This is a genomic window from Mesorhizobium sp. M0563, from assembly GCF_040321065.1.
Taxonomy (GTDB): Bacteria; Pseudomonadota; Alphaproteobacteria; order Rhizobiales; family Rhizobiaceae; genus Mesorhizobium.
On record NZ_JAMYQV010000005.1, the window covers coordinates 18,479 to 44,948 of the forward strand.

Annotated in this window: 24 protein-coding genes; 14 read left to right on the forward strand and 10 right to left on the reverse strand. The window is 62.8% G+C overall.

Translation table 11 applies throughout. The features are described from left to right. Positions 1 to 83 precede the first annotated feature (83 nt). The 6 genes from NKI50_RS09070 to NKI50_RS09095 all read left to right on the forward strand — a co-directional run bounded on the left by NKI50_RS09070 (position 84) and on the right by NKI50_RS09095 (position 4,462). On the forward strand, positions 84 to 470 hold the full coding sequence (locus NKI50_RS09070) for a DUF983 domain-containing protein (protein WP_023716925.1): 387 nt from the start codon (positions 84 to 86) through the stop codon (positions 468 to 470). Continuing rightward, on the forward strand, positions 467 to 1,222 hold the full coding sequence (locus NKI50_RS09075; RefSeq protein ID WP_352547565.1) for an SURF1 family protein: 756 nt from the start codon (positions 467 to 469) through the stop codon (positions 1,220 to 1,222). The genes NKI50_RS09070 and NKI50_RS09075 overlap by 4 nt, the downstream gene beginning before the upstream one ends. Positions 1,223 to 1,329: 107 nt before the next feature. Further along, on the forward strand, positions 1,330 to 2,334 hold the full coding sequence (gene ispH, locus NKI50_RS09080) for a 4-hydroxy-3-methylbut-2-enyl diphosphate reductase (protein ID WP_352716255.1): 1,005 nt from the start codon (positions 1,330 to 1,332) through the stop codon (positions 2,332 to 2,334). A 5-nt stretch (positions 2,335 to 2,339) separates the two neighbouring features. After that, positions 2,340 to 3,302 (forward strand): homoserine kinase, encoded by a 963-nt coding sequence (locus tag NKI50_RS09085; RefSeq protein ID WP_023716928.1) that lies wholly within the window; start codon positions 2,340 to 2,342, stop codon positions 3,300 to 3,302. After that, entirely contained in the window at positions 3,299 to 3,826 is a 528-nt protein-coding gene (gene rnhA, locus NKI50_RS09090; protein ID WP_352483707.1) for a ribonuclease HI, read from the forward strand. The genes NKI50_RS09085 and rnhA overlap by 4 nt, the downstream gene beginning before the upstream one ends. A 42-nt stretch (positions 3,827 to 3,868) precedes the next feature. Next, complete coding sequence (locus tag NKI50_RS09095) at positions 3,869 to 4,462, forward strand: histidine phosphatase family protein (RefSeq protein ID WP_352639232.1); 594 nt, start codon at positions 3,869 to 3,871, stop codon at positions 4,460 to 4,462. Positions 4,463 to 4,467: 5 nt separating this feature from the next. Here NKI50_RS09095 and NKI50_RS09100 read toward each other — a convergent pair whose 3' ends face one another. From NKI50_RS09100 to NKI50_RS09110, 3 genes are all read right to left on the reverse strand, one after another. Further along, entirely contained in the window at positions 4,468 to 4,947 is a 480-nt protein-coding gene (locus NKI50_RS09100) for a DUF2938 domain-containing protein (protein ID WP_352483706.1), read from the reverse strand. 146 nt (positions 4,948 to 5,093) lie between these two features. Next, positions 5,094 to 5,594: a peroxiredoxin gene (locus tag NKI50_RS09105; protein WP_023716932.1), complete on the reverse strand. Its 501-nt coding sequence runs from the start codon at positions 5,592 to 5,594 to the stop codon at positions 5,094 to 5,096. Between the two features lie 83 nt (positions 5,595 to 5,677). After that, positions 5,678 to 6,484, reverse strand: coding sequence for a protein-disulfide reductase DsbD domain-containing protein (locus NKI50_RS09110; protein ID WP_023716933.1), 807 nt, complete (start codon positions 6,482 to 6,484; stop codon positions 5,678 to 5,680). A 147-nt stretch (positions 6,485 to 6,631) separates the two neighbouring features. Here NKI50_RS09110 and NKI50_RS09115 point away from each other — a divergent pair, with 147 nt between their 5' ends. Beyond that, entirely contained in the window at positions 6,632 to 7,240 is a 609-nt protein-coding gene (locus NKI50_RS09115; protein ID WP_023716934.1) for a YqgE/AlgH family protein, read from the forward strand. 23 nt (positions 7,241 to 7,263) lie between these two features. Here NKI50_RS09115 and NKI50_RS09120 read toward each other — a convergent pair whose 3' ends face one another. The 4 genes from NKI50_RS09120 to thrC are packed head-to-tail and all read right to left on the reverse strand — an operon-like array spanning position 7,264 to position 13,471. Then, positions 7,264 to 10,152, reverse strand: coding sequence for an EAL domain-containing protein (locus tag NKI50_RS09120; protein WP_023716935.1), 2,889 nt, complete (start codon positions 10,150 to 10,152; stop codon positions 7,264 to 7,266). Between the two features lie 2 nt (positions 10,153 to 10,154). Continuing rightward, positions 10,155 to 10,751: a GNAT family N-acetyltransferase gene (locus NKI50_RS09125; RefSeq protein ID WP_023716936.1), complete on the reverse strand. Its 597-nt coding sequence runs from the start codon at positions 10,749 to 10,751 to the stop codon at positions 10,155 to 10,157. 15 nt (positions 10,752 to 10,766) lie between these two features. Then, positions 10,767 to 12,059, reverse strand: coding sequence for a M16 family metallopeptidase (locus tag NKI50_RS09130; RefSeq protein WP_352716258.1), 1,293 nt, complete (start codon positions 12,057 to 12,059; stop codon positions 10,767 to 10,769). A 14-nt stretch (positions 12,060 to 12,073) separates the two neighbouring features. Continuing rightward, positions 12,074 to 13,471 (reverse strand): threonine synthase, encoded by a 1,398-nt coding sequence (gene thrC, locus NKI50_RS09135; RefSeq protein WP_352716260.1) that lies wholly within the window; start codon positions 13,469 to 13,471, stop codon positions 12,074 to 12,076. A gap of 128 nt (positions 13,472 to 13,599) precedes the next feature. Between thrC and NKI50_RS09140 the strand changes: the two genes are divergently transcribed. Continuing rightward, positions 13,600 to 14,304: a hypothetical protein gene (locus NKI50_RS09140; protein WP_352639123.1), complete on the forward strand. Its 705-nt coding sequence runs from the start codon at positions 13,600 to 13,602 to the stop codon at positions 14,302 to 14,304. 38 nt (positions 14,305 to 14,342) lie between these two features. Here NKI50_RS09140 and NKI50_RS09145 read toward each other — a convergent pair whose 3' ends face one another. Continuing rightward, complete coding sequence (locus tag NKI50_RS09145; protein WP_352639125.1) at positions 14,343 to 15,032, reverse strand: HAD family hydrolase; 690 nt, start codon at positions 15,030 to 15,032, stop codon at positions 14,343 to 14,345. A gap of 180 nt (positions 15,033 to 15,212) precedes the next feature. On the opposite strand from NKI50_RS09145, the gene NKI50_RS09150 reads away from it, so the two are divergent. Further along, complete coding sequence (locus NKI50_RS09150; protein ID WP_023716941.1) at positions 15,213 to 16,346, forward strand: site-specific DNA-methyltransferase; 1,134 nt, start codon at positions 15,213 to 15,215, stop codon at positions 16,344 to 16,346. 65 nt (positions 16,347 to 16,411) lie between these two features. Here NKI50_RS09150 and NKI50_RS09155 read toward each other — a convergent pair whose 3' ends face one another. Together NKI50_RS09155 and mutY are read right to left on the reverse strand one after the other, a co-directional pair. Next, on the reverse strand, positions 16,412 to 17,023 hold the full coding sequence (locus tag NKI50_RS09155) for an HAD family hydrolase (protein ID WP_023716942.1): 612 nt from the start codon (positions 17,021 to 17,023) through the stop codon (positions 16,412 to 16,414). A gap of 11 nt (positions 17,024 to 17,034) precedes the next feature. Then, positions 17,035 to 18,147 carry an A/G-specific adenine glycosylase gene (gene mutY / locus NKI50_RS09160; protein WP_352716263.1) on the reverse strand — a complete coding sequence of 371 codons (1,113 nt, stop codon included), beginning with the start codon at positions 18,145 to 18,147 and terminating at the stop codon, positions 17,035 to 17,037. Between the two features lie 56 nt (positions 18,148 to 18,203). Between mutY and NKI50_RS09165 the strand changes: the two genes are divergently transcribed. The 5 genes from NKI50_RS09165 to asnB all read left to right on the forward strand — a co-directional run bounded on the left by NKI50_RS09165 (position 18,204) and on the right by asnB (position 26,466). Further along, positions 18,204 to 18,704: a DUF721 domain-containing protein gene (locus tag NKI50_RS09165; RefSeq protein ID WP_352716265.1), complete on the forward strand. Its 501-nt coding sequence runs from the start codon at positions 18,204 to 18,206 to the stop codon at positions 18,702 to 18,704. A 129-nt stretch (positions 18,705 to 18,833) separates the two neighbouring features. Then, positions 18,834 to 19,580, forward strand: a complete 747-nt coding sequence (locus NKI50_RS09170; RefSeq protein WP_352716267.1) for a DsbA family protein — start codon at positions 18,834 to 18,836, stop codon at positions 19,578 to 19,580. A gap of 117 nt (positions 19,581 to 19,697) precedes the next feature. Beyond that, positions 19,698 to 23,156: a chromosome segregation protein SMC gene (smc, locus tag NKI50_RS09175; protein ID WP_352716269.1), complete on the forward strand. Its 3,459-nt coding sequence runs from the start codon at positions 19,698 to 19,700 to the stop codon at positions 23,154 to 23,156. A 109-nt stretch (positions 23,157 to 23,265) separates the two neighbouring features. Continuing rightward, positions 23,266 to 24,234 (forward strand): NAD-dependent epimerase/dehydratase family protein, encoded by a 969-nt coding sequence (locus NKI50_RS09180; protein WP_023716947.1) that lies wholly within the window; start codon positions 23,266 to 23,268, stop codon positions 24,232 to 24,234. Positions 24,235 to 24,528: 294 nt separating this feature from the next. Further along, a complete protein-coding gene (asnB, locus tag NKI50_RS09185; protein ID WP_352716271.1) occupies positions 24,529 to 26,466 on the forward strand; it encodes an asparagine synthase (glutamine-hydrolyzing) in 1,938 nt (645 codons plus the stop codon). Positions 26,467 to 26,470 lie beyond the last annotated feature (4 nt).

Sequence of the window (26,470 nt, forward strand, 5' to 3'; positions counted from 1 at the left end):
AAAATGGGGCCGAGGAAATAGACAAGGCGGCTGCGGCGACGTGGCCGCCTTATCTTTTGCGGCGAATGCTCCTAGGATGACCCATGAGCGACGACAAGGCGATCTGGCCACCAATCGATCCGATCTCGGCCGGCCTGCATGGCCGCTGCCCCCGCTGTGGCGAGGGCAAGCTGTTCTCCGGGTTCCTCACAGTCGGCGATCGCTGTACCAATTGCGGCCTCGATTATTCCTTCGCCGATGCCGGCGACGGGCCGGCGGTGTTCGTTATTCTGATCATCGGATTCATCGTCGTCGGCCTGGCGCTGTGGATGGAGGTGACGCTCAATCCGCCGCTCTGGCTGCATCTGTTGCTGTGGATTCCGCTGACGCTGGTGCTGTGCCTGGCGGCGCTCAGGCTGATCAAGGGCGTGCTGCTGACGCTGCAATACCGCAACAAGGCGGCCGAGGGCCGGCTGGACCGCGGCGAATGAGCGAGGCATCAGGTTTGGTGGCCGGCCGGTCGCGGCCGAAACGCGCATTGGCGCTCGGCCTGGGTATCGTCGTGTCTTTGATCCTGCTGGCGCTCGGCACCTGGCAGGTTCAGCGCCTGCACTGGAAAGAGGGCCTTCTCCAGACGATCGACCAGCGCACGCATTCGGCGCCTGTGCCATTGGCCGAGGTCGAAAAGCGGTTTGCTGCCACCGGCGACGTGGACTACACGCCGGTGATAGTGACCGGCACTTTCCTGCATCAAGGCGAACGGCATTTCCTCGCCACCTGGGAAGGCCAGTCCGGCTTCGATGTCTTCACGCCGCTGCAACTCGAGGATGGCCGTTTCGTGCTGATCAACCGCGGCTTCGTGCCCTACGATTTCAAGGACCCCGCCAAGCGGCCGCAGGGGCAGGTGACGGGCAAAGTGACGGTGACGGGGCTCGCCCGCAACCCGCTGCCGGCCAAGCCCTCGATGATGCTTCCCGACAATGATCCGCAGAAGAACATCTTCTACTGGAAAGATCGTGACGCGATGGCCTCGAGCGCCGGCCTGACGGCAGGTGCGGCGCTGGTGCCGATCTTCATCGATGCGAACGCCGCCGCCAACCCCGGCGGGCTGCCCGTCGGCGGCGTCACCGTCATCGACCTGCCGAACAGCCATCTGCAATATGCGATAACCTGGTACGGCCTTGCCGTCGCCCTTGCCGGTGTCCTGATCTCCTGGCTCCGCCGCCCGGCGAAAGACCAATGATCGCCGCCACTACCCTTGACAGGGCAGGGCCGCACACCTCATTTCGCGCCTTGAGCTCAGAAGTCATAGTCCGATCAACCGGCCTACAATCAGCGTAAGACGCAATCATGCTTCAGACAAAGCCACCGCTGACCATCCGGCTCTGCCAGCCGCGCGGTTTCTGTGCAGGCGTTGACCGTGCCATCCAGATCGTCGTGCTGGCGCTCAAGAAATATGGCGCGCCGGTTTATGTCCGCCACGAGATCGTGCACAACCGCTACGTCGTCGAAGGGCTGCAAAGCCTCGGCGCGGTGTTCATCGAGGAGCTCTCCGAGATCCCGCCCGAGCATCGCCAGAGCCCGGTCGTCTTTTCGGCGCATGGCGTGCCGAAATCGGTGCCGGCCGACGCCCGGTCCCGCAACCTGTTCTATCTCGACGCGACGTGCCCGCTGGTCTCGAAAGTCCACAAGCAGGCAATGCGCCATCAGCGGCTTGGCCGCCACGTGCTTTTGATCGGCCATGCCGGGCATCCTGAGGTGATCGGCACAATGGGCCAGTTGCCGGACGGCGCGGTCACTCTGATCGAGACCGAAGCCGACGCCGCAAGCTTCGTGCCCGCAGACCCGCAAGCGCTCGGTTTCGTCACCCAGACAACGCTGTCGGTCGAGGACACCGCCGGCATCATCCGCGCCCTGCAGCAACGTTTTCCCGAGCTGCACGCGCCGGCGGCGGAATCGATCTGCTATGCCACCACCAATCGCCAGGAGGCGGTCAAGGAAACAGCGGCCGGCGCCGATCTCTTCCTGGTCGTCGGTGCGCCCAACTCCTCCAACTCGCGACGCCTGGTCGAAGTGGCCGAGCGCGCCGGCGCCTCGATGTCACTTCTCGTGCAGCGCGCCTCCGAAATTCCGTGGAATGACATTGCCAACATCTCGACGCTCGGGCTGTCGGCGGGCGCCTCGGCGCCGGAGATCATCGTCGACGAGATTGTCGATGCCTTCCGGCAGCGCTTCGACGTGACCATCGAGCTGGCCGTGACGGCGACGGAGACGGAGGATTTTCCGGTGATGCGGGTGTTGCGCGATGTCGAACTGACGGCAGCCGACATGGCCTTCGTCAACGGGGCTGCGTAGCAACGATGGCGGTCTACACCGACGTCAATGAGGGCGAGCTCGGCGCGTTCCTCAGGAACTATCCGGTCGGCGATCTCTTGTCCTACAAGGGCATCGCCGAAGGCACCGAAAATTCGAATTTTCTGCTGCACACCAGCAGCGGCTCCTACATACTGACGCTTTACGAGAAGCGCGTCGACAAGGCTGACCTGCCGTTCTTTCTGGGCCTCATGGCCCACCTCGCCAGAAAGGGCATTTCGTGCCCGCTCCCGGTCACCGCGCAGGATGGCGGTGTGATCGGAACGCTGGCCGGCCGGCCGGCGGTCATCATCACCTTCCTTGAGGGTCTATCGCTGCGGCGGCCGACAGCTGGGCATTGCGGCGAGGTCGGCAAGGCGCTGGCGGCACTGCATCTCGCCGGCGCGGATTTCCCGATGACCCGCCCCAACGCCCTTGCCATCGATGGCTGGCGCAAGCTGTGGAACGCCGCCCACGCCCGCGCCGATGAGGTCGAGCCGGGATTGGCGGCCGAGGTCGATGCCGATTTCGCCGATTTCGAGCGGAACTGGCCGAACGGTCTGCCGCAGGGCATCATCCATGCCGATCTTTTCCCGGACAATGTATTCTTCCTCGGCGAGAAACTGTCCGGGCTGATCGACTTCTATTTCGCCTGCAACGACCTCTACGCTTATGATGTTGCCACGTGCCTCAACGCCTGGTGCTTCGAGAAGGATTTTTCCTTCAATCTGACCAAGGGCACGGCGTTGCTTGCCGGCTACCAAAGCGTGCGGCCGCTGAGCAGCGACGAGAAAGCGGCGCTGCCGATGCTGGCGCGCGGTTCGGCGCTGCGCTTCATGCTGACCCGGCTCTACGACTGGCTGACGGTCCCGGACGGCGGGCTTGTGATGAAACGCGACCCGACCGAATATATCCGCCGGATGCGCTTCCATCGGGCGATCAACTCTCCTTCCGAATATGGACTAACATGACCAAGCGCGTTGAAATCTTCACCGATGGTGCCTGTTCGGGCAATCCCGGGCCTGGCGGCTGGGGCGCGGTCTTGCGCTTCAACGGTGTCACGAAAGAACTGTCGGGCGGCGAGGCTGCCACCACCAACAACCGTATGGAACTGTTGGCGGCCATCTCGGCGCTTAATGCGCTCAAGGAGCCCTGCGCCGTCGATCTTTATACCGACAGCAACTATGTCAAGGACGGTATTTTCAGCTGGATCGACGGCTGGAAGCGCAACGGCTGGAAGACGGCCGCCAGGCAGCCGGTGAAGAATGCCGAGCTGTGGCAGCAGCTCGATGCAGCGCGTAACCGCCATCAGGTCACCTGGCATTGGGTCAAGGGCCATGCCGGCCATCCCGAGAACGAGCGCGCCGATGAATTGGCGCGGCTCGGCATGGCGCCATTCAAGAAAGGGCTCGTCAAGACTGTGGCACCAGTACCAGGTTCGCAGTCAAAGCAGCCGACGACCACAAAGGCGCGGCGCTCGACCCAAAGCTATTGAATTCCGGCTGCGGGTCCGCTCTCTGGCAGGAAGAGCTCTATCATGCCGATCGCATACTACATCACGCATCCCCAGGTTCAGGTCGATGCCAACGTTCCAGTGGCGGAATGGGGACTATCCGACGTCGGGCGAGCGAGAACATCGGCAATGCTCGATCAGCCGTGGGTTGGGTCGATTCGGCGGATCGTGTCATCGGGTGAACGCAAGGCGATAGAAACCGCCGAGATACTCGGAAGGCATCTCCGCCTTGCGATCGAGGTGAGGGAAGGGATGCATGAGAATGACCGATCGGCAACCGGTTTCCTGCCGCCTTCCGAGTTCGAAGCGGTCGCCGACCAATTCTTCGCCAATCCAAACAGCAGCATTCGTGGATGGGAGCGAGCTATCGATGCCCAGCGTCGTATTCTAAGCGAGGTAGACACTGTGCTAGGCACCGACGCCGCTGTCGACGTCGCATTCATAGGTCACGGAGGTGTCGGAACGCTCCTGCTGCTCTCTTTGAGCGGTCGGGAAATCAGCCGCGAGGCGGATCAGCCAGCGGGCGGCGGGAACTACTTCGCATACGATACCGGTGCGCGTCGCGTTATCCATGGATGGCAGCCGATCGACAGGCCGGCGCAGCGCCGCGACGGCTGACTTGGCTATCGGATGAGCAGGGCGGTGCCGAACAGTCCGAGCGCGAACACCGTGTGCGACACCAGATTGAGGGCGCGGACCTGCATTGGATTGGGGCGCTTCGAAGCGGCCCAGCCGGCACCCATGCCGGGCGCCAGCAGAAACCAACCGGCGCCGACGGTGACGATGCCGAGGATAAAGGCCGGCAGGAAGGTCGGCGCGGTGAGCCAGGCCGTTCCGGCCAGCACGACCAGTATGATGCCGTAGACGATGCCGACAGCATAATGAAAGGCCCAGCCAAGTGCAGATTCATGCGCATAGGGCGAGGCCTCGCCAATGTCGTCATGGAAGACCTTGCCTTCCCTGAGATGCCAGACCCAGCGGCCGACCAGCCCCCAGTTCGGCCGCGGCTGAGCAAACGCCTTGTTCAGGAAAATCGCCCAGATATCCATAAGCGCGGTTGCGCCGATACCGATCGCGACAGCGCGCCAAAAGATGTCAGACATAACCGAGGTCCCCAAAAGCAAGCAGTCCCGAAGCGCCGACGCATGGCCCCGAAAACCGGGTCGGCTTTCGGAAGGATCATGCGCCGATGAAAAGGCGGCATCCTTTGAACGCGTAGCGCTCGAAGGCGCCCTTTGTCATCCCTGGCCTAGGCTGTCGCCAAGACGGAAAGCTGTCCGAGAATGTGAGCCGCACCGGACTCGTCGACGCCGGGCTTTGTCTCGACATTGAGTGCGGTGACCTTGCCGTCATCGACGATCATCGAAAAACGCCTCGAGCGCAGCCCCATGCCGCCGCTGGAGAGGTCGGCGTCGAGGCCGACCGATTTGGCGAAATCGCCATTGCCATCGGCAAGATAAAGTATTTTGCCTTCACCGCCGCTGAAGCGAGCCCAGGCTCCCATGACGTGAACATCGTTGACCGAGACGACGGCGATAGTGTCGACGCCGCGCGCCAGGATGGCGTCGTAATTATCCAGGTAGCCCGGCAGGTGATTATTGCTGCAGGTCGGCGTGAAAGCGCCTGGAACGCCAAACAGCACGACCGTCTTTCCTGAGAATATCTCGCCCGTCGTGATCGGCTTTGCACCGTCGGCGGTCATTGTCTTGAAGGTCGCACCCGGCAGTTTGTCGCCAACGGAGATCGTCATGATGGTCCTCGCTTGAGAATGGAAAGGGAGTGTCCTTGCGATAGCGAACTAAGGCGCGCCCGGCAACCGTCCAGACGTTGGCATCACGGAAAAGGCAGCAGGCCTTCGACCGCGCCAGCGGCACTTGTCAGTGTGTAGTGAAGGCCGCCATCGGTTGGCGTTGTCGACGGCCTGTCGAGGATCGGCACCGTAAAGATCAGCTTGCCATCCTTTTCGCTGCGGGTCGGGGCACCGAACATGTAGTCGCGTTCGCCGGCAACGAAGAAGTCGGCGGCCTCGGGAGTGCCCGGAAAGCTCGCTTCGACAATCAGGGTTTCGTGATCGCCCGGCAGTACGTTTATTCCGAAATCGGGCGTTGCCGTGGCGGGCAGAGTTGCAAGGCCTGCCTTGACCAGTGCCGCATCCTCGGCGTTGTCGGGATCGGCGCCGGGATCGATGGTCAGCCTTGTCTGCACCGGGATGCAGATGGTTTCGCAAATGCCGAGGAAGATGTCCGCATCGATGACGGCCGGCTGGCCGGGTGCAGCAAGCGTGAACGTCACCGGCAATGAAACCGGGTGGTCGTAGCCGGCCCATTTGCCATAGCCGTCATCGTGGCGCTGCGGCGGCGGAAACGAAAGCGTCGCGTCGGCAATGTTGGTGCTGGCCGAGATGTCGATCTGTGGCGGCACGCCCGCATCGCCCGGATCGCGCCAATAGGTCTTCCAGCCTGGCTTCAGCGCAATGTCGAGGACACCTTGGAGACGCCCGGCCTCGTCGGCTTTGCCGCTCGTCACCAGCCGCACCCGGCCGCCTTCGCTATTGTACCAGGCCGACGAGGAGGCTGAGGCGGGGAGGCAGGTCGCCGACCCAATGGCCACGCCAAGCAGCAGGATTTTCAAGCTTTGCATGGCAATGATTTGATCGTCTGTTGATGGCCGCACAATGATTTCATGACGCCGCCGGCATCATATTTGCGTGACCTTTGACTTATGAGCCTGATCAAATCGGGCGCCGCCCATCTTTTCGGCGCCCTGGAAACGCGTTACGCTGTGGTCATGGATTTGTTGCGTCATAAAAAGACGGCCGCAGGACCCGGCTTTCTCGACGACCAGTTCCTGATTGCCATGCCCGGCATGAAGGACGACCGCTTCACGCGCTCCGTCATCTACATTTGCGCGCACAGCGACGAAGGCGCGATGGGGTTGATCATCAACCAGACGCAGCAGATGCTGTTTCCGGACCTGCTCGTGCAACTCGGGATCATGAACGAACTGGAGGCAATTCGCCTGCCGCCGCCGGCGCGCGACTTCGTCGTGCGCAATGGCGGACCGGTGGATCGCAGCCGCGGCTTCGTCCTGCATTCGGGCGACTACCGGGTGGAATCCTCGCTCGCCGTGTCCGACGACGTCTGCCTGACTGCGACCGTCGACATATTGCGCGCCATCTCCTCCGGCCGCGGACCCCGGCGGGCTCTGATGGCGCTCGGCTATGCCGGCTGGGGTGCGGGTCAGCTTGAAAACGAGATCGTCGAGAATGGCTGGCTGACTTGCCCGGCTAGTGCCGAGCTTCTGTTCGACGCCGACATCGACCGCAAATACGACCGGATCCTTGCCTCGATCGGCATCGATCTCGCGCATCTCAGCCTGGCTGCCGGTCACGCCTGAACCTCATTACGTCCCGAAATTTGTCACGCCTGAGTGAGCGGATACTGTTCCTTCAGCGTCTTCAGCACCTGGTCGCCCGGCATCGGCGCTCCGAACATGAAACTCTGCACGTATTCGCAGCCCATCTGCCGCAACTCCAGCGCATCGCTCTCGTCCGAAATGCCTTCGGCGACAACCGACAGGCCGAGTTCATGCGCCATGTTGACCATGGATTTGAGCAGCACCGCGCGTTTCGGCGTCGCGTCGTCGACGAAGCTCTTGTCGATCTTGATGGTGTCGAATGGAAAGCGCGTCAGATAGGCCAGCGATGAATAGCCGGTGCCGAAATCGTCCAGCGACAGGCCGATGCCAAGCTGCTTCAGCTTGGTCAGCACATGGGCGGTCTGCTCGGGATTGTCCATCACCAGCGATTCGGTGAGTTCGAGCCGGAAGCAGCGCGGTTTCAGATTGGCCCGCGCGATCACCGAGCGGACGTCGCTGACCAGGTCGCGGCGGATGAGCTGACGGCTGGACAGATTGACCGAGACCGACAGCGGCGCATCGCCGATCTGCTTTTGCCATCCTGCCAGGTCTTCGGCAGCCTGTTGCATGGCAAACAGGCCAAGCTGCACGATCAGGCCGCAGTTTTCGGCGACCGGGATGAAATCTGCCGGCGGGATCATGCCGCGACGCGGATGGTCCCAGCGCAGCAGCGCTTCGAAGCCGGCAACGCTGCCGTCCTCCAGCCGCACGATTGGCTGGTAGGCAAGCGTGAATTCGCGTCGTTCGATAGCGCGGCGCAGATCGGACTCGAACTGCAGCCGGTCGGTGCCGACGGTGCGGAAGGCTGGCCGGAACGGCTCGATCCTGTCGCCGCCGAAGCGCTTGGCCTGATGCATGGCAAGCTCGGCATCCTTGACCATGTCCTCGGCCGAGGTCTGCGTGGAGGTCCAGGTGATCAGCCCGATCGAGGCAGTCAGCACGATCTCGCGCTTAGCGAAGGTGATCGGGTTGTTGATGGCGTGCTTGATGGCATCGGCAATGGCCGCGATGCGAGCCGGATCCTGCTCCGACAAAAGCATCAGCGCGAACTGGTCGCCGGCAAATCGCGACAGCGAATCCTTCGGCTTGAGCAGCCGGTGCAGCCGCCGCGCGATGGTCAAAAGGATGGTATCGCCGGCCGAGATGCCGAGCCCGTCATTGACCTGCTTGAAGCGGTCGATGTCGATGACGAAGACGGTCGGGCGCACCTTCTCTTCGGTACGGGCGATCGAGATGATCGCCTCCAGCCGGTTCATGAACAGCTCGCGGTTGGGCAAGCCGGTCAGATTGTCGTGCACGGCGTCGTGCAGCAGCCGTTCCTCGGATTTCTTCTGCTCCGTCACGTCGACCATGGTGCCGACGCAGCGGATGACCTCGCCGTCCGAGCCGATCACCGGCCGGGCACGCAGCGAAAACCAGTGATAGTGCCCGTCGGCGCCGCGCAGGCGGAAGTTTTGCGACACCCGGCCGCGCCGGTGCTCGAGCACCACGTCGAGCGTCGTGCGAAACGTGTCGCGGTCGTCGGCATGCAGCACCGGCAGCCAGTTGCGGGCAGGGCCGCCGAGGCTGTTCGGCGCAAGGCCGAGCTGAATGCTGACGTCGGGACGAGTGACGACGCGGTCGCGCAGCACGTCCCAGTCCCACACAGTATCGCCCGATCCGGCAACCGCCAACGCCTGCCGCTCGAGGTCGGAGAACAGGCCCTGATGCAGGGCGCCGCCGGCAAAAGCGTGCTGCATCACGGTGAAGCCGATCAGCAGGATGATGAGGATCAGCCCACCGCCGAGCGCCGGCTGGGCGATATCGTTGTCCAGCATGCCGGTGATTGCCATCCACGATCCGCATAGCCACAGCAGAACCATCACCCAACTGGGCACCAGCATGATGGCGCGGTCGTAACCGCGTATACCGAGGAAGATGATCAGGCCGAGCCCGGTCAGCGCGGTGGCTGCGAAGGACAGCCTGGCAATGCCGGCGGCAACCGCCGGATCGACGATGGCAACGCCGGCGATCAGCACCAGCCCGAGGATCCAGACCAGTGCGCCGTAGCTGAAATGGCCGTGCCACCGGTTGAGGTTGAGATAGGCAAACAGGAACACCACGAAGGTCGCCGCAAGCGCCACCTCCGTTCCGGCGCGCCACATCTGCTCATTGCCCGGGGATATTTCTATGATCTTGTTGAGAAAGCCGAAATCGACGCAGATATAGGCAAGCACCGCCCAGGCTAGGGCCGCCGTCGCCGGGAACATCGAGGTCCCCTTGACGACGAAAAGAATGGTCAGGAACAGCGCCAGCAGGCCGGCGATGCCGATGACGATGCCACGAAACAGCGTGTAGGAATTGACCGAGTCCTTGTAGGATTCGGGGTCCCACAGATAGACCTGCGGCAGCTTGGGCGAGGCGAGCTCGGCGATGAAGGTAATCACCGTTCCGGGGTTCAGCGTCACCCGGAACACGTCGGCGTCGGGGCTGGTCTGGCGGTCGAGCGCAAAGCCTTCGCTGGGCGTGATCGCGGCGATACGGGTCGAGCCGAGATCCGGCCAGAACAGGCCGGAATTCACCAGCCGGAAGTGCGGTGCGACAATCAGCCTGTCAAGCTGCTGATCGGTGGTATTGGCGAGCGCGAACACCGCCCAGTCGCCGGTCGAGCGCGCGTCATTGGCCTCGACCTCGATTCGCCGCACGATGCCGTCCGGGCCGGGTGCCGTTGAGACTTGGAAATTCTCGCCCTGGTTGCGGTAGATTTCAACGGCACCCGAAAGGTCGAGCGCCACGTCGTCGCGGGCAATCTTGATCGGTTCGACCGCAAACGCCGAGGATGCCGCGCAGAGCGTGACGATTGCCGCCAGCATAAGGGCAAGCAGCGACCCGTTGCGCAGAAAATTCGTCAAAATCAGCCCTTTGTTCCAACGCCCGGCGGATCGTCCGCGATTCGGGCGTATAGGTAATGGTCCTGCCAGATGCCGTTGATCCTGAGATAGGATCGTAGCAGTCCTTCGCGCCGGAATCCGGCTTTTTCAAGCACGCGGATCGACCGGGCGTTATCGGGGATACAGGCAGCTTCGATCCGGTGCAACCGCAGCGTTTCGAAGGCGAAACGCGTCACCACCTTGACGGCATCGGTCATCAGGCCGCGTCCGCTGAAGCGCTCGCCGATCCAGTAGCCGATATGGCCGCTTTGGGCGACCCCGTGGCGGATATTGCCGAGGGTGATACCGCCGGCAAGCTTGCCGCTGCTTTTCTCGAAGATGAAGAAGGCGATCGCCGTCCCCTGCGCATAGTCCTCGCGGTAGCGGCCGATACGATGCCGCCATGCGGTGCGGTCGAGCTCGTCAGGGGTCCATCGCGGCTCCCACGGCTCAAGGAAGGCGCGGCTTTCGCCGCGCAGCACCGACCACTCGCGATAGTCGTTGGTCAGCGGCACACGCAGCGTGACAAGGTCGCCCTTCAGTGCCGGCAGGTCGCGGCGAAAGAAAGGGAGCGCGAACACGACGCTCGAATAAGCTTAGACGGCAAGCTTACGGGCAGTGGTCTGCGAGCCCGAAAGCGAATCGAGGATCGCTTCATAGGGCGCGAGCGTACCCACCGGCCCGACGGCTGTAAGCGTCGGCTTCGTCGAAAAAAGCCGCGACGACAGATCCGTCAGCCGCTCGACCGTCAGCGCCGACAGCCGCTCCATCAGCTCTTCCTTGGCGATCGGCCTGCCGAACAGAAGCAACTGCCTGGCGATCTGCGAGGCGCGGCTGGCCGGGCTCTCGGCCGACATGATCAGCCCGGCGCGGTATTGGGCACGCGCCCGGTCGAGCTCCTCCTGCAGGATGTTTTCGCCGGCCTTTTGTAGCTCGTCGATGATCACAGGCACCAGCTCGGCGATATCGCTTTGTCCGGTTGCCGCATGGACCCCGAAGACGCCGGTGTCGGAAAAACCCCAGTGGAAGGCATAGACCGAATAGCACAGGCCGCGTTTTTCGCGGACTTCCTGGAAAAGCCGCGACGACATGCCGCCGCCGAGGATCATCGACAGGACCTGAGAGGCATAGAAATCGCGGACGTGATAGGCACGGCCCTCGAAACCCAGCACGATCTGGGCGTCCATCAGGTCGCGGTCTTCGCGAAAATCGCCGCCGACATATTGCGCATATTGCGGGATGGTGCCGTCGGCCTTGCCGCGGAAGCCGCCGAGACGCTTTTCGACCTCGCGCACGAAATCGTCGTGCTTGATGTCGCCGGCTGCCACCATCACCATGTTCTCGGCGCCGTACTGCCGTTCGATGAAGTCGTGCAGTTGCTTCGAAGTGAAGGATTTGACGGTTTCCGGCGTGCCGAGAATCGAGCGGCCGATAGTCTGGTGGCGGAAGGCGGTCTCGGTAAAGTGATCGAAAACGACATCGTCGGGCGTATCGTGCGCGGCGCCGATCTCCTGCAGAATCACATGCTGTTCGCGCTCCAGCTCCTGCGGATCGAATTCGGAGTCCTGCAGGATGTCGGAAAGGATATCGACCGCCAGCGGCACATCGTCGCTCAGAACCCTTGCATAATAGGAGGTCGTCTCGACGCTGGTCGCGGCATTGATCTCGCCGCCGACGTCCTCGATCTCCGAGGCGATCTCGAAGGCGCTTCGCCGCCTGGTGCCCTTGAAAGCCATGTGCTCGAGCAAATGCGCCATTCCGTGCTCTTCGTCACGCTCGTTGCGTGCGCCCGACTTGACCCAGGCACCAAGGGCAACAGATTCGAGGCTTGGAAGGGTTTCGGTGGCGACTGTCAGGCCGTTCGACAGACGGCTTACCTCAACACCCATATGGCAATTACTCCCTAACGCGCCGCCCGCGTGTGGCGGCCGACATAATCTTCCACCATTTTCAGGTCGGATGGAAGTACCGTGTATTTTTCCTCGGCGCTCATCAACCCACCCAGCCATGCGGGGAGGGCAGGCGACACGCCGCTGGCAGCTTCGACGGCCGTCGGAAACTTTGCCGGGTGCGCAGTGCCCAGCACAACCATCGGCACCTCACCGGCGGCTTTGCCGGCGGCCACGTGCACGGCTGTGGCGGTGTGCGGGTCGAGCAGATAGCCGCTCACCGCAAGTGTGGTGCGGATTGTGGCGGCGACCTCGTCCATGGTGGCGCGGCCGGCGTCGAATTCGGAGCGGATCTTGGCGATTTCGCCGGCCTCGATGGTGAAGGCGCCGGACTGCTTGAGCCCGTCCATGTAGCGCCGCACGGTCGAGGCATCGCGGCCGGACGCCTCGAACAGCAAGCGTTCGAAGTTCGAAGACACCTGGATGTCCATCGAGGGCGACGTGGTCGAAAAGACCCCTTTCATGCGGTATTCGCCGGTCGCCAGCGTGCGCGCCAGAATATCGTTGTCGTTCGTGGCGATGATCAGCCGCTCGATCGGCAATCCCATCTTCTTGGCTGCGTAGCCGGCGAAAATGTCGCCGAAATTGCCGGTCGGCACCGTGAAGGAAACCGGCCTGTCGGGCGCGCCAAGCGACAGCGCGGAGGAGAAATAATAGACGATCTGGGCCATGATGCGGGCCCAATTGATCGAATTGACGCCGGATAGCGACACCCGGTCGCGAAAACCGTGGTCGTTGAACATGTCCTTCACCAGGCCCTGGCAGTCGTCGAAATTGCCTTCGATCGCCAATGCGTGGACGTTTGCGGCGGTCGAGGTCGTCATCTGCCGCTGCTGCACCGGCGAGACGCGGCCGTGCGGGAAAAGCACGAAGATGTCGGTGCGGTTGCGCCCGGCAAAGGCATCGATGGCGGCCCCTCCGGTGTCGCCGGAGGTGGCGCCGACAATGGTGGCGCGCTGGTCGCGCTCGGCCAGCACATGGTCCATCAGCCGCGCGAGAAGCTGCATCGCCACGTCTTTGAACGCGAGCGTCGGGCCGTGGAACAGCTCGAGCACGAAGCTGTTCGGCCCGCTCTGCACCAGCGGGCAGACGGCCCCATGGCGGAAGGTCGCGTAGGCTTCGCGCACCAGCCGTTCGAACACCGGCGCCGCGATCTCGCCACCGAGGAACGGCGACAGCACGCGGATTGCAAGATCGGGATAGGCAAGGCCGCGCATGGCGCGGACCTCTGCTGCGGAAAAATGCGGCCAGGCGCTCGGCAGATAGAGCCCGCCGTCGCGGGCCAGCCCGGCCAGCACCGCGTCGGAGAATCCAAGCGCGGGCGCTTCCCCGCGGGTACTCACATATTGCATCGTCACGTTTCCATTGCTGCCGGGAATCTTCGCCCGCCGTAAGGTGGTGGATTTCTGCGCTGGCTCAGTCGCATTTTTGCCGCGCGGTTGATATACGTCACCGGCTTTGCGAGAGGGAAGTGCAGTTCATGGCGTTTCATTCATTCAACGGTCGTTTTGTCGCGGGTCTGGCGCTCACCGGCTTTATGCTTGCTGCCGCAGGCTGCCAATCGAGCGACAATGGCATTCTCGGCTTCGGCAAGAAGGATACGACGCCACCACCGCCACCCGACCCCAAGGTGCTTTCCAGCCAGCTGCAGGCCTATTGCCCGAAAGTGACGTTGCGTGACGGCACCGCCTTCTTCAATATCTACGCCAAGAGCGGTCCGAAGCCGAAGAAAAAAACCGATGTTGCCGCCGAGGATGCCCAAGCCGCCCAGCCGGCAGCGGACGCGGCAGGCGTCGATCAGCCGGACGATTCCGCCAAGATCATCTATCAGGCTTCGATCACCGATGTGACCCGCGACTGCAGCCGCGCCAACGGCTCCTTGTCGATGAAGATAGCCGTTGCCGGCAAGGTCGTGCCTGGTCCGATGTTCGCCCCCGGTACCATCACCATGCCGATCCGTATCGCGGTGATGCACGGCACCGAAGTTCTCTATTCGCAGCTTCACTCCTATCAGGTCCAGGTTACCGATCCCTCGAGTGCCACGCAGTTCGTCTTCACCGATTCCAACGTCGTCGTTCCGGAGCCGACGGCGCGGGACTACCAGGCATTTGCCGGGTATGACGAGGGCGCTCCGAAAGGGGCGTCGGACAAGCCGAAGAAGAAGAAAGCCGCCGCGACCAACTGAGCCGGTGCATTCGCGCCACGGCGGTTGGAGGCGGCCTCTCAGGCGTCCGCCGACCATTCCGACAGCGCGGCGATCACGCTTTTCAGTTCCGCCCAGCGGCGGATGACCGTTTCGGCACCGGCTTCGGTCAGCGCATCGGCGTGGCCGGGATAGCTGTGCGCCGCGCCGGTGAAGCCGATGACGCGCATTCCCGCCGTCTTGGCGCCGGTGACGCCATGCACGGAATCCTCGATGACGAAGGTGTTCGCAGGATCGGCCTTGAGCTTTTCCGCGGCGAACCGGAACACGTCCGGCGCCGGCTTGGTTTTCCCGGTCGGCGTTTCCAGCGACGAAAAGATACGGCCGGCAAAGAACGGCAAAAGCTGCACCTTCTCCAGCATGAATTCGATCCGCTCCGAACGCGAATTCGAACAGACGCAGCGCGGCACCGTTACCGCGGCGACAGCCTCGTGCGCCCCGTCGATGGCACGCACGTCGCTGCGCAGCCGGCGATCGACCAGCTGTTCCTCCTTGTCGATCAGGGAGGCCTGGAACGGGATCCGGGACTTTTCCTCGACCCGCATCATGATGTCCTTGAAAGTCAGCCCGGCATAGACCTCGGAAATCTCCTCCGCCGATATCTCATAGCCGGCCGAGGTCAAAAGCTCGGCATCGATGCGTGCGGCGATGATTTCGGAATCGACGAGCACGCCGTCGCAATCGAAGATGACAAGGTCTGGCTGGGGCATGGTGATCCGGAAAGCGGGATGAAGGGAATGCCAAGAGGCCTTTGGTCCAAACGGCTCAGGCGGCGCGGCATACACCAACAGGCCGGGCTTCGCAAATTCGGCAGTATCCTTCACTGAATATTTACGCTGATCGGTAACCATAACGGACAGTAAACAGTAACGCGTGCCTTGGGTGTCATAATGTCTGCCGTGCGTCTTCTCGACGAGCTTTCCGATGCTCCCCAGCAATCCGAGTGGCTGGATACGATCCTGAAGGGCGACTGCGTCGCCGCGCTGGAACGGCTGCCGGAAAAATCGATCGACGTGATCTTTGCCGATCCGCCTTACAATCTGCAGCTCGATGGCGATCTGCACCGGCCCGACCAATCCAAGGTCGATGCCGTCGACGACCATTGGGACCAGTTCGACAGTTTTGAGGCCTACGACGCCTTCACCCGCGCCTGGCTGCTGGCGGCGCGCCGCGTGTTGAAGCCCAACGGCACGATCTGGGTCATCGGCTCCTACCACAATATTTTCAGGGTCGGCGCCAAGATGCAGGACCTGGGCTTCTGGATCCTCAATGACGTCGTCTGGCGCAAGACCAATCCAATGCCCAATTTCCGTGGCCGTCGCTTCCAGAACGCGCATGAGACGATGATCTGGGCATCGCGCGACCAGAAGGGCAAAGGTTACACCTTCAACTACGAGGCGCTGAAGGCATCGAACGACGACATTCAGATGCGCTCCGACTGGCTGTTTCCGATCTGCACCGGCGGCGAGCGCCTGAAGAACGACAATGGCGACAAATTGCATCCGACGCAGAAGCCGGAAGCGTTGCTTGCCCGCGTCATGACGGCATCGACCAGGCCCGGCGACATCGTGCTCGATCCCTTCTTCGGTTCAGGAACCACCGGTGCGGTGGCCAAACGGCTTGGCCGCCACTTCGTCGGCATCGAGCGTGAGCAAGCCTATATCGATGCCGCCATGGAACGCATCGATGCGGTCCGGCCGCTGGACGGCGCCAATTTGACAGTGCTGACCGGCAAGCGCGCCGAGCCGCGCGTTGCCTTCGTCACGCTGCTCGACAATGGCCTGGTGGCACCCGGCGCTACGCTCTACGACGCCAAGAAGCGTTGGGCGGCCAAGGTGCGTGCCGACGGCACCCTGGCGATCGGCGACAGTGCCGGGTCGATCCACAAGATCGGCGCTGAGGTACAGGGGCTGGACGCCTGCAACGGATGGACCTTCTGGCATTATGAGCGCAGCGGAGGCCTGACCCCGATTGACGAGCTTCGCCGCATTGCGCGGCTAGGCATGGAACGGGCAGGGGCCTGACGGTTTCTGAGTTGCGACAGATCAGTTAATGCGAAGGCTCAGCCAGTCCCTGGAAGCGATTCAAATCACACCTTGATCCCAAGACGCGCAAGGTCCGCCCTGAGCGTCTTTGCATCGGTGAACAGCACCGACTGCCAGCCGGCCGCCTTGGCGCCGTCGACATTTTTCTGGCTGTCGTCGATGAATAGCGTGGCTGACGGTTCGAGGCCGAACGCGGTGACGTGGTGATCATAGATGGCGCGATCCGGCTTGATTAGCCCGATCTCGGCTGACACGGTGATGCCGCGCGGGCGCTCCAGGAACGGAAAGCGGTCGCGCGCTTCGCGGAACGTATCGTCAGCCCAGTTGGTCAGCAGCGTCACGTCATGGCCAGTGTCGATCAGGCGCTCCATGATGGCTACGCTGTCATTATAGGCATGCGGTGCCATTTCGTGCCAATGGCGGCGGAAATTGCGGATATTCTGTTCGTGATCCGGGTACTGGGCGATCAGGAGCGTCTCTGCCTCTTCCCAGGTCCGGCCGCGATCCTGCTCGATGTTCCAATCATGCGTGCAGACATTGTCGAAGAACCATTTCCGTTCGTCTGGATCGGGGATCAGGCGGCTGAAGGGCAGGTTCGGATCATAGTGGATCAGCACTTTGCCGATGTCGAAAACGATGTGGCGGATTTCGGACATTCTTCTCTCTTTCAATGCGGCCGCTGCTTCTTCGTCGCGCCCGGTATCGCCGCTTCGATTACCTTTTTCATGACGCTCGGCAGCGCTTCCCCGGAAATTTCATGGGCCAGCGACCAGAAATGCCCGGGCGGGGCGGCGCTGTCGGTCTCCGCCTTGAACACGTCGAGTTCGAGCGCAAAATGGGTAAAGACATGGCCGATGCGTCCGGCCTGCCGCCAGTCGCCGGGGAACGGGGCTGCCGCTTCCGTTGTGGCGCCGTCGATGCGCGCGGTCCAGCCGGTCGTCGGCACTTCGGTCATGCCGCCCAGCAGGCCTTTTTCGACGCGCTTGCGCAAAAGCACGGCGCCGTCGCCCCTGACGGCGACGAAAGCGGCGCCGCGGCGCAAGGGTTTCTCGGCCTTGGGCAGGCGGACCGGAAAGCGCTCGGGATCGCCCGAGATTGTGGCGCTGCAATCCTGCCTGACGGGGCAAAGCATGCAGCGGGGCCGGCGCGGTGTGCAGATCGTCGCGCCCAGGTCCATCATCGCCTGCGCGAAGTCGCCGGGCCTTGTCCCGGGAACCATGTGCTCGACATGGCTGCGTATCTCGCTCTTGGCTTCGCCCAGCGGCGTGGCGATCGAAAACAGCCGTGAGACGACCCGTTCGACATTGCCGTCGACGACCGCGGCTGGTCGGTCGAAGGCGATCGCCGCGATCGCCGCTGCCGTATAGGCGCCGATACCGGGCAGTTCCTTCAAGCCGGTCTCACTGTCCGGAAAGCGGCCGCCTAGCCGCGCGACGAGATCGGCGCAAGCCTTGAGGTTGCGGGCGCGAGAATAATAGCCGAGCCCGGCCCAGGCCTTCATGACGTCTTCGATCGGTGCCGCCGCCAGTGCCTCGACAGTTGGCCACTTCTGCACGAACGCCCGGAAATAGGATTTTACCGCCTCGACCGTGGTTTGCTGCAGCATCACCTCGGAAAGCCAGACCAGATAGGGATCGGGCTGCGCGCCGCTTGCCAGCGCGTGCGGCGGAACACGCCAGGGCAGGTCGCGGTGATGCGCGTCGTACCAGCCAAGCAGCCGGAACGCGATCTCGCCATTGTCTCCGGATACGGCCTTGCGGGTCTGGTCGTGCAGTGCCATTGATCGAGGGTCGGCCCTAATCCACTGGTGCTGAAGCTGGTGACTGGAGAACGCACATGGCAGGGAAAAGGCCCTTCGGCAATCCCGTTCCGGTGAGCGATCTCGCAACCGAGATCCTCGACCCGGTGCTGCGCAAGCGGGCCGGCATGTCGATCGGGCTGGTTCAGTCGTGGGAAGAGATTGCCGGGCCGCGGCTTGCCGGCCGCTCGCGCCCGGAAAAGATCCAGTGGCCGCGCCGCATGCACGAAGACGATCCGTTCGAGCCGGCGGTGCTGGTGATTGCCTGCGAGGGTGTGGCGGCACTGCATCTGCAGCACGAGACCAGCGAGATCATCAACCGGGTCAATGCGTTTCTCGGCTTCAATGCGATCGGCCGGATCAGGATCGTGCAGAAACCGGTAATGGCGGGCAAGGAAAAGCCGAAACCCAGTTTGCGGCCGCTGACCGTGGCCGAGAAGGCGAAGCTGTCGGGCACTGTCGGTTTGATCGAGGACGACGGGCTGCGCGCCTCGCTGGAGCGGCTTGGCGCCACCATTCTAGGCCAAAGGAAGCCGTAATCTCGCGCTATCGTGATGGCATGCTCGAATTTGCCGATTGGAATAGGGGTGGCAATGCCTTAATTCGCGCCAACTCTCGCTTTTTGTAGCCTTTGCATTGCAAAATCCAACTATTGCCAGGTGATTCGTATGATCCGTTCCTTGTCCCGCAGAAATCTCTTGTCGTCGCTGGCCGCCATACCGGCGATGGCGCTGCTTGCCGCCTGCAGCGATTCCGGCGAGAAAGCCGAGGCGCAGGATGTGACGCCTGCGCCCCCCTCCGATCCGACGAAACCGGCCGATCCTGCGAAGCCGGCCGCTCCAGCCGCCGCCAAGGCGCCGGAAGCTCAGGGTACCGTGGATATGACGGCCTTGTTGAAGCCGGGCGCGCTGCCCGACATGCAGCTTGGCAAGGACGACGCAAAGGTCACCATCGTCGAATATGCATCGATGACCTGCCCACATTGCGCGCATTTCGCCGAGACCACTTTCCCGGAGCTGAAGACGAAATATATCGACACCGGCAAGGCCCGCTACATCCTACGCGAATTTCCGTTCGACCCCAGCGCCGAGGCCGGTTTCATGCTGGCGCGCTGCTCCAAGGACAACTATTTCCCGATGGTCGACGTGCTGTTCAGGCAGCAGGCGAACTGGGTTGGTGTGAACAATACCAAGGACGCACTGCTGCAAATCGCCAAGCTTGCCGGTTTTACACAGGAGTCCTTCGAGGCCTGCTTGACGGACCAGAAACTTCTGGACGATGTGAGATCCGTCCAGAAGCGCGGCGCCGACGAATTCAAGGTCGATTCCACACCGACCTTTTTCATCAACGGAAAGACCTACAAAGGGGCGATGTCGATTGCGGAAATGTCGGCCATCATCGACCCTCTGCTCTGACGTTTTGGCAGCGCCGAAGCGGCTGCGCTTCGGCGTGCGCACTTCTTTGTCTTGCCGCTGGTTCTCCTTGCAAAACCGCGGAACAGTTTTGCGAAACTTGGCTATGGGTCGGCGCGAATGAAGTTCTCGCGCCTTCGCCTCCTCGGCTTCAAATCCTTCGTCGAACCCGGCGAGTTCGTCATCGAACGCGGCCTGACCGGCATCGTCGGGCCGAACGGCTGCGGCAAGTCGAACCTGGTCGAGGCGCTACGCTGGGTTATGGGCGAAAGCTCTTACAAGAACATGCGTGCGTCCGGCATGGACGATGTCATCTTTTCCGGCTCGGGAACGCGTCCGGCCCGCAACACCGCCGAAGTCACGCTGTTCCTCGACAATAGCGACCGGACTGCGCCGTCTGCCTTCAACGACGCCGATGAGTTGCAGGTCTCGCGCCGCATCGAGCGCGAGGCCGGCTCGCTATACCGCATCAATGGCAAGGAAGCCCGTGCCAAGGATGTCCAGCTGCTGTTCGCCGACCAGTCGACCGGCGCCCGCTCGCCCTCGATGGTTGGCCAGGGCCGCATCGGCGAGCTGATCCAGGCAAAGCCGCAGGCGCGCCGCGCACTGCTGGAAGAGGCGGCCGGCATTTCCGGCCTGCACACACGGCGCCACGAAGCCGAGCTGCGGCTGAAGGCGGCCGAACAGAACCTCGAACGGCTGGACGACGTCGTCGGCGAGCTGGAAAGCCAGATCGAAAGCCTGAAACGCCAGGCCCGCCAGGCCTCGCGCTTCAAGAACCTGTCGGCCGACATCCGCAAGGCCGAAGCGACGCTGCTGCATCTGCGTTGGACGCTGGCCAAGACGCAGGAAGGCGAAGCGCGTTCGGCACTGGCGATTGCCACCGCGCTGGTCGGCGACCGTGCTGCCGCCCAGATGGCTGCCGCCAGGGAACAAGGTATCAACGCCCACCGGCTGCCGGACCTGCGCGATGCGGAAGCCGCCGCCGCCGCCGCCTTCCAGCGTCTGTCGATCGCTAAGGCACAGATCGAGGAAGAAGCAGGCCGCATCCGCGCCCGCCAGGCTGAGCTCGACCGCCGACTGCAACAGCTCGATGGCGACCTTGCCCGCGAGGAGCACATGGTCCGCGACAATGCGGATATCCTCGAACGCCTCGCCGCCGAAGAAGCCGCGCTCGATATCGAAAACGCCGGCGCCGCCGAGCGCGAGGCCAGCACCCGCGCGGCTTTCGAGCAGGCGGCATCGACGCTTGCCTCGAGCGAGGCCAAGCTGGCCTCGCTGACCGCCGAACGGGCGGAGGCGGCCGCCTCGCGCAACCAGATTGAACGGACGCTGCGCGATACCGCTGAGCGCCGCGACCGCTTTGCCCGCCAGCTTGCCGATGTCGACCGCGAACTGTCGGAGATCGTCTCCAGGGTCGCCGGCCTGCCCGACCCCGCCGAGAAGCGGCTGCTGGTCGAACAGGCGCAGGCGCTGCTCGAAGGGGCCGAACGAGCCGCGATTGCCACGGAACAGGCGGTCGCCGAGGCACGCGCAAGCGAAAGTGCCGCCCGCCCACCGGTTCAGGACGCAAAGGCCGAACTGGCGCGGATCGAAACCGAGGCCCGCACGCTCGCCAAGATCCTGAACGCCGCGAGCGGCGATTTGTTTCCCTCGGTGCTGGAGCAGATCAGCGTCGAGCGTGGCTACGAGACGGCGCTGGGTGCCGCGCTTGGCGAAGATCTCGACGTGCCGCTTGATCGTAGCGCGCCTGTGCATTGGGGCCAGAGCGAAATCCAGCCCGGCGATGTCGCTTTGCCGGAACGCATAAAGAGCCTCGCTAGCGTGGTGCGCGCGCCGGCGCAACTGGCCCGCCGGCTGGCCCAGATCGGCATTGTCGATGCCGCCGACGGAAGAAAGTTGCAGACGCTGCTTGCTCCCGGTCAACGATTGGTCAGCCGCGAAGGCGCGCTCTGGCGTTGGGATGGCTTCACCGCCAGCGCCGATGCGCCGACCGCCGCCGCGCAGCGGCTGGCGCAGAAAAACCGGCTGGCCGAACTCAATGCCGAAGCGGTTCATGCCACGCGCATCCTGCGCGAAGCCGAACAGGCGCTTGCGCAGGCCGAACAGGCGCTTGCCCAGGCGAGCGAGGCCGAACGCAATGCCCGACAGGCCGGGCGCGACGCCCAGCATGGGCTGGATGCTGCCCGCAATACGCTGGCTGAGGCCGAAAAAGCCGGCGGCGAACTGTCGAGCCGGCGTGCAGCACTTGACGAGGCGCGCGCGCGTATCGTCGACAGCCATGAGGAGACGGCGGCGGCATTCGTCGAGGCGGAAATGCTGCTGCAAGACGCTCCCGATCTCGGCGATCTGCAACTGCGGCTCGAGCAGTCGGCGGCCAACGTCGCCCGCGACCGCGCCGCCCTTGCCGATGCGCGTGCCGTTCACGAGGGCCTGAGGCGAGAAGCCGAGGCACGTGCGCGCCGGCTCGACGCGATCGGCGCGGAACGGCGCAATTGGGTGGAGCGCGCCGAAAACGCCTCGACGCAGATCGCGGCACTCGGCGAACGCAAGGCAGAGGCTGAGGCCGAGCGCGAGCAACTGGCCGACGCACCCGACGAGATCGACGGCAAACGGCGCGCCCTGCTGTCGCAACTCGCCGAGGCCGAAAGCCTGCGAAAAGCTGCAGGTGACCGCTTGCAGGAAGCGGAGAACCGGCAGTCCGAGCTGGACAAGGCTGCGACCGCTGCCATTCAGTCGCTCGCCGAAGCGCGCGAAACGCGTGTTCGCGCCGAAGAGCGGCTGACCGCCGCCGACGAGCGTCGGCTGGAAGTCGAGGCGCGCATCCAGGAAACGCTGAACACGCCGCCGCATCTGGTGATCCGCCACACTGGCCTCGAACCCGACAGCCCGATGCCCGAAATGGCCGAGATCGAGCGTCAGCTCGACCGGCTGAAGGTCGAGCGCGAACGGTTGGGCGCCGTCAATTTGCGCGCCGAGGAAGAGCAGAAGGAACTATCGGACCGGCTGGAGACCATCGTCTCCGAGCGCGACGACATCATCGAGGCGATCCGCAAGCTGCGGCAGGCGATCCACAGCCTGAACCGCGAAGGCCGCGAGCGGCTGCTCGCCGCCTTCGAGGTGGTCAACGGCCATTTTCAGCGGCTGTTTTCGCATTTGTTCGGCGGCGGCACCGCCGAGCTGCAACTGATCGAGTCCGACGATCCGCTCGAAGCCGGGCTCGAGATCCTGGCGCGCCCGCCCGGCAAGAAACCGCAGACGATGACGCTGCTGTCCGGCGGTGAGCAGGCATTGACGGCGATGTCGCTGATCTTCGCCGTGTTCCTGACCAACCCGGCGCCGATCTGCGTGCTCGACGAAGTCGACGCCCCGCTCGACGACCACAATGTCGAACGCTTCTGCAATCTGATGGACGAAATGGCCGCAACCACCGAAACGCGCTTCGTCATCATCACACACAACCCGATCACCATGGCGCGCATGGACCGGCTGTTCGGGGTAACCATGGCCGAGCAAGGCGTCAGCCAACTGGTGTCGGTCGACCTGCAGGCTGCCGAAGCCATGCGCGAGGCAAGCTGAAGCATCAGCTTAGTGGTGGTCTCCACCTCGGCTTTCGACTATAGCACGACGAAATGGGCTGGATCTGCCTCTCCAGATACCCGCCCGGCTGTGCGCGCGGAGAAGCTTGTTGCCTATACTTGTCACCGGAGCCGCGGGGTTCATTGGCAGTCATGTTTGCCACCATCTGCTCAACCGGGGAGAAGCGGTCGTCGGCGTCGACAACATGAACGACTATTACGACCTGGCGCTCAAAAAGGGGCGGCTTGCCCGCCTTCTGCCCCGTAAGGATTTTTCGTTCCACCAGATCGATATTGCCGAACAGGGCGCGCTTGCGGCCGCTTTGGCCGGGAAAGGCATCGTCAGGATCGTGCATCTCGCAGCGCAGGCCGGCGTGCGTCACTCACTCGACAATCCACGGCTCTATATCCGTTCCAATGTCATGGGCCACCTCGAAGTGCTCGAATTCTGTCGCGCCGAACCGGCATTCGAGCATCTGGTCTATGCCTCGTCGAGCTCGGTCTATGGTGGCAACCGCAGCGTGCCGTTCAGCGAGGCCGATCAGGTCGACAAGCCCGTTTCGCTTTACGCCGCCACCAAGAAAACCGATGAGTTGATGAGCCATACCTACGCCCATCTGTTCGGCATACCGCAGACCGGCTTGCGGTTTTTCACGGTCTACGGTCCGTGGGGCCGTCCCGACATGGCCTATTGGATGTTCAGCAAGGCGATGCTCGAGGGCAAGCCGATCCGGGTCTTCAACAATGGCGAAATGTGGCGCGATTTCACCTACATAGACGATGTTGTGAAGGCGGTTGTCGCTGTGCTCGACAAGCCCCCCACGGACGTTCCGCCGAACAGGCTTTACAATGTCGGCAACAACCGGCCGGTGCGGCTGGGCGACTTCATCGACATTCTGGAAAGATTGCTCGAGGTCAAGGCAATCCGCCACAACGAGCCGATGCAGGCGAGCGACGTCGAGAAGACTTATGCTGACATGACCGCGCTGGAGCGGGATTTCGGCTTTAGGCCTAGCGTTTCGATAGAGGACGGGCTGAAGAAGTTTGTCGATTGGTACCGGCCGTACTCGAAGCAGTAATTTGCACCGCTCGCTGTGACATCTCCTATCTCGATGCGAACCGATATCACTGGCATTCGGCCCAAATCCGCAACTGATCCGGCGCGAAGCTTTGAAGAACCTGGCCCATGGTGCTCGTGCGACAGTAGCTCACCATCAAGCGTGACCTGGAGTGGGTACAAGTCGGACTGCAAAAAGCATCATACTGTCCTAACATCCTGTTAACCACATGCTCGCTGAAAAGTATCTGATTAACCTTTGAGGCGCTTATGAACGCTATGTTCTGTGGCTTGCTGTTCAGTATGAGCTGTGTAGATGTGCGGATTCGGGGGCTATTTCGGTTCAGTCCGGGATGCGGAAGCTTTGCTTGCGCGCATGACGTCTGCGATCGCCCATCGCGGGCCGGATGAACAAGGGAAATTCGTAGCGCCCGAAGCTGGACTTGGGCATGCGCGGCTGTCGGTGATCGGGATTGGTGATGGCCAGCAACCGATGTCCGACGAGACCGGCAATTTGACGATTGCGTTCAACGGCGAGATTTTCAATTACGTGGAATTGCGCGAAGGACTGCTGGCCAAGGGCCGACGCTTCCGCACGTCGAGCGACACAGAAGTTCTCCTGCAGCTGTATGACGAGATGGGCGAGGACTGCCTGTCGCTCCTGAACGGTGATTTCGCCTTCGCGATATGGGATAATCGGCGTCGGCGGATGGTGCTTGCAAGAGACCGCATGGGTGTTCGGCCGCTGTTCTACACCAGCAGGGACGGGGTGCTCTACTTTGCGTCGGAGATAAAAGCCCTGCTGAAGGTGCCCGGCGTCTCGGCCGAAATCGATCAGATCGCACTCGACCAGATCTTTACGCTGTGGGCGCCGATCGCTCCACGCACGGCTTTCCGCAACATCCACGAGCTGGAGCCGGGAAGCGTGATGATCGCGACACTGGGGCAAGTCACGGTCAAACCATATTGGCACCTAGACTACCCGTATCTCGACGCGCCATCAAAAATTAGCAATGAGGACGATGCGGCCGAAGAACTGCAGGCCCTTTTGACCGACGCGGTGAAGCTTCGCATGCGCGCCGACGTTCCGGTCGGTTCTTACCTTTCGGGCGGGCTCGATTCATCCCTCGTTTCGGCAATCGCGGCCGGCATGACTCCTCTTAAGCTGCAGACATTTTCCGTGACGTTCGACAGCGCCGAGTATGACGAAAGCGCCTTCCAGACCGAAATGGCGTCGGCGCTTGGCACGCATCATCGAACCATCGCCTGCCGTGCCGGCGATATCGCCGGTGTGTTTCCCGAAGTCATCCGCTTTACCGAGCGGCCGATCATCCGCACCGCCCCGGCCCCCCTCTATCAACTGTCCGGCCTCGTTCGCCAGGCCGGTTTGAAAGTGGTGCTGACAGGCGAAGGCGCCGACGAGGTCTTTGCCGGCTATGATGTCTTCAAGGAAGCGCGGGTTCGCCGTTTCTGCGGACGACAGCCGGCATCGCGCAGCAGGCCACAGCTGTTCCGCAAGCTTTATCCCTATCTGCCGGGGCTGCAACAGCAGTCCGTGGAGTACCTGGCTGCGTTCTTCGGCACCGGCAGCGCTGCCCTGGACGATCCGCTGTTCTCGCATCGGCCGCGTTTCAAGACCACATCAGCGGCGAAGATGTTCTTTTCCGGTGACCTGCGCGCGACATTGAAGGGCTATGACGCAGCCGAGGAACTGGCCAGCCGGTTGCCTGAGGCGTTTTCCCGGTGGCATCCGCTGCATCAGGGGCAATATCTCGAAACCCGCTTTCTCCTGCCGGGCTACATCCTCTCGAGCCAGGGCGACCGGATGGCCATGGCGCACGGTATTGAAGGGCGTTTCCCCTTCCTCGATCATCGTTTGGTGGAGTTTGCAGCAAGACTTCCGCCGGAAATGAAGCTGAAGGGACTGGTGGAAAAACACATACTGCGCAAAGTTGCCAAGCACTTGCTCCCGACGGCCATCGGGGAGCGCACCAAACAGCCTTACCGGGCGCCGGAAGCCCGCTCCTTCGTTGGAGCCGGAGAACTGGACTACGTGCGCGACTCGCTCAGCGAGGCGAGCATCGCCGCCGGAGGACTATTCAACGCCAAGGCGGTGGCGAACCTGCACGAGAAATGCCGCTTGCAGCCAGCGTCCGGGTTCCGCGACAATGCTGCCTTCGTCGGCATTTTGTCGACCCAACTGTGGCAGAAGATTTTCACCGGCCAAAAGGTCGGTACAGCACGAGCGGCCTGAGAAA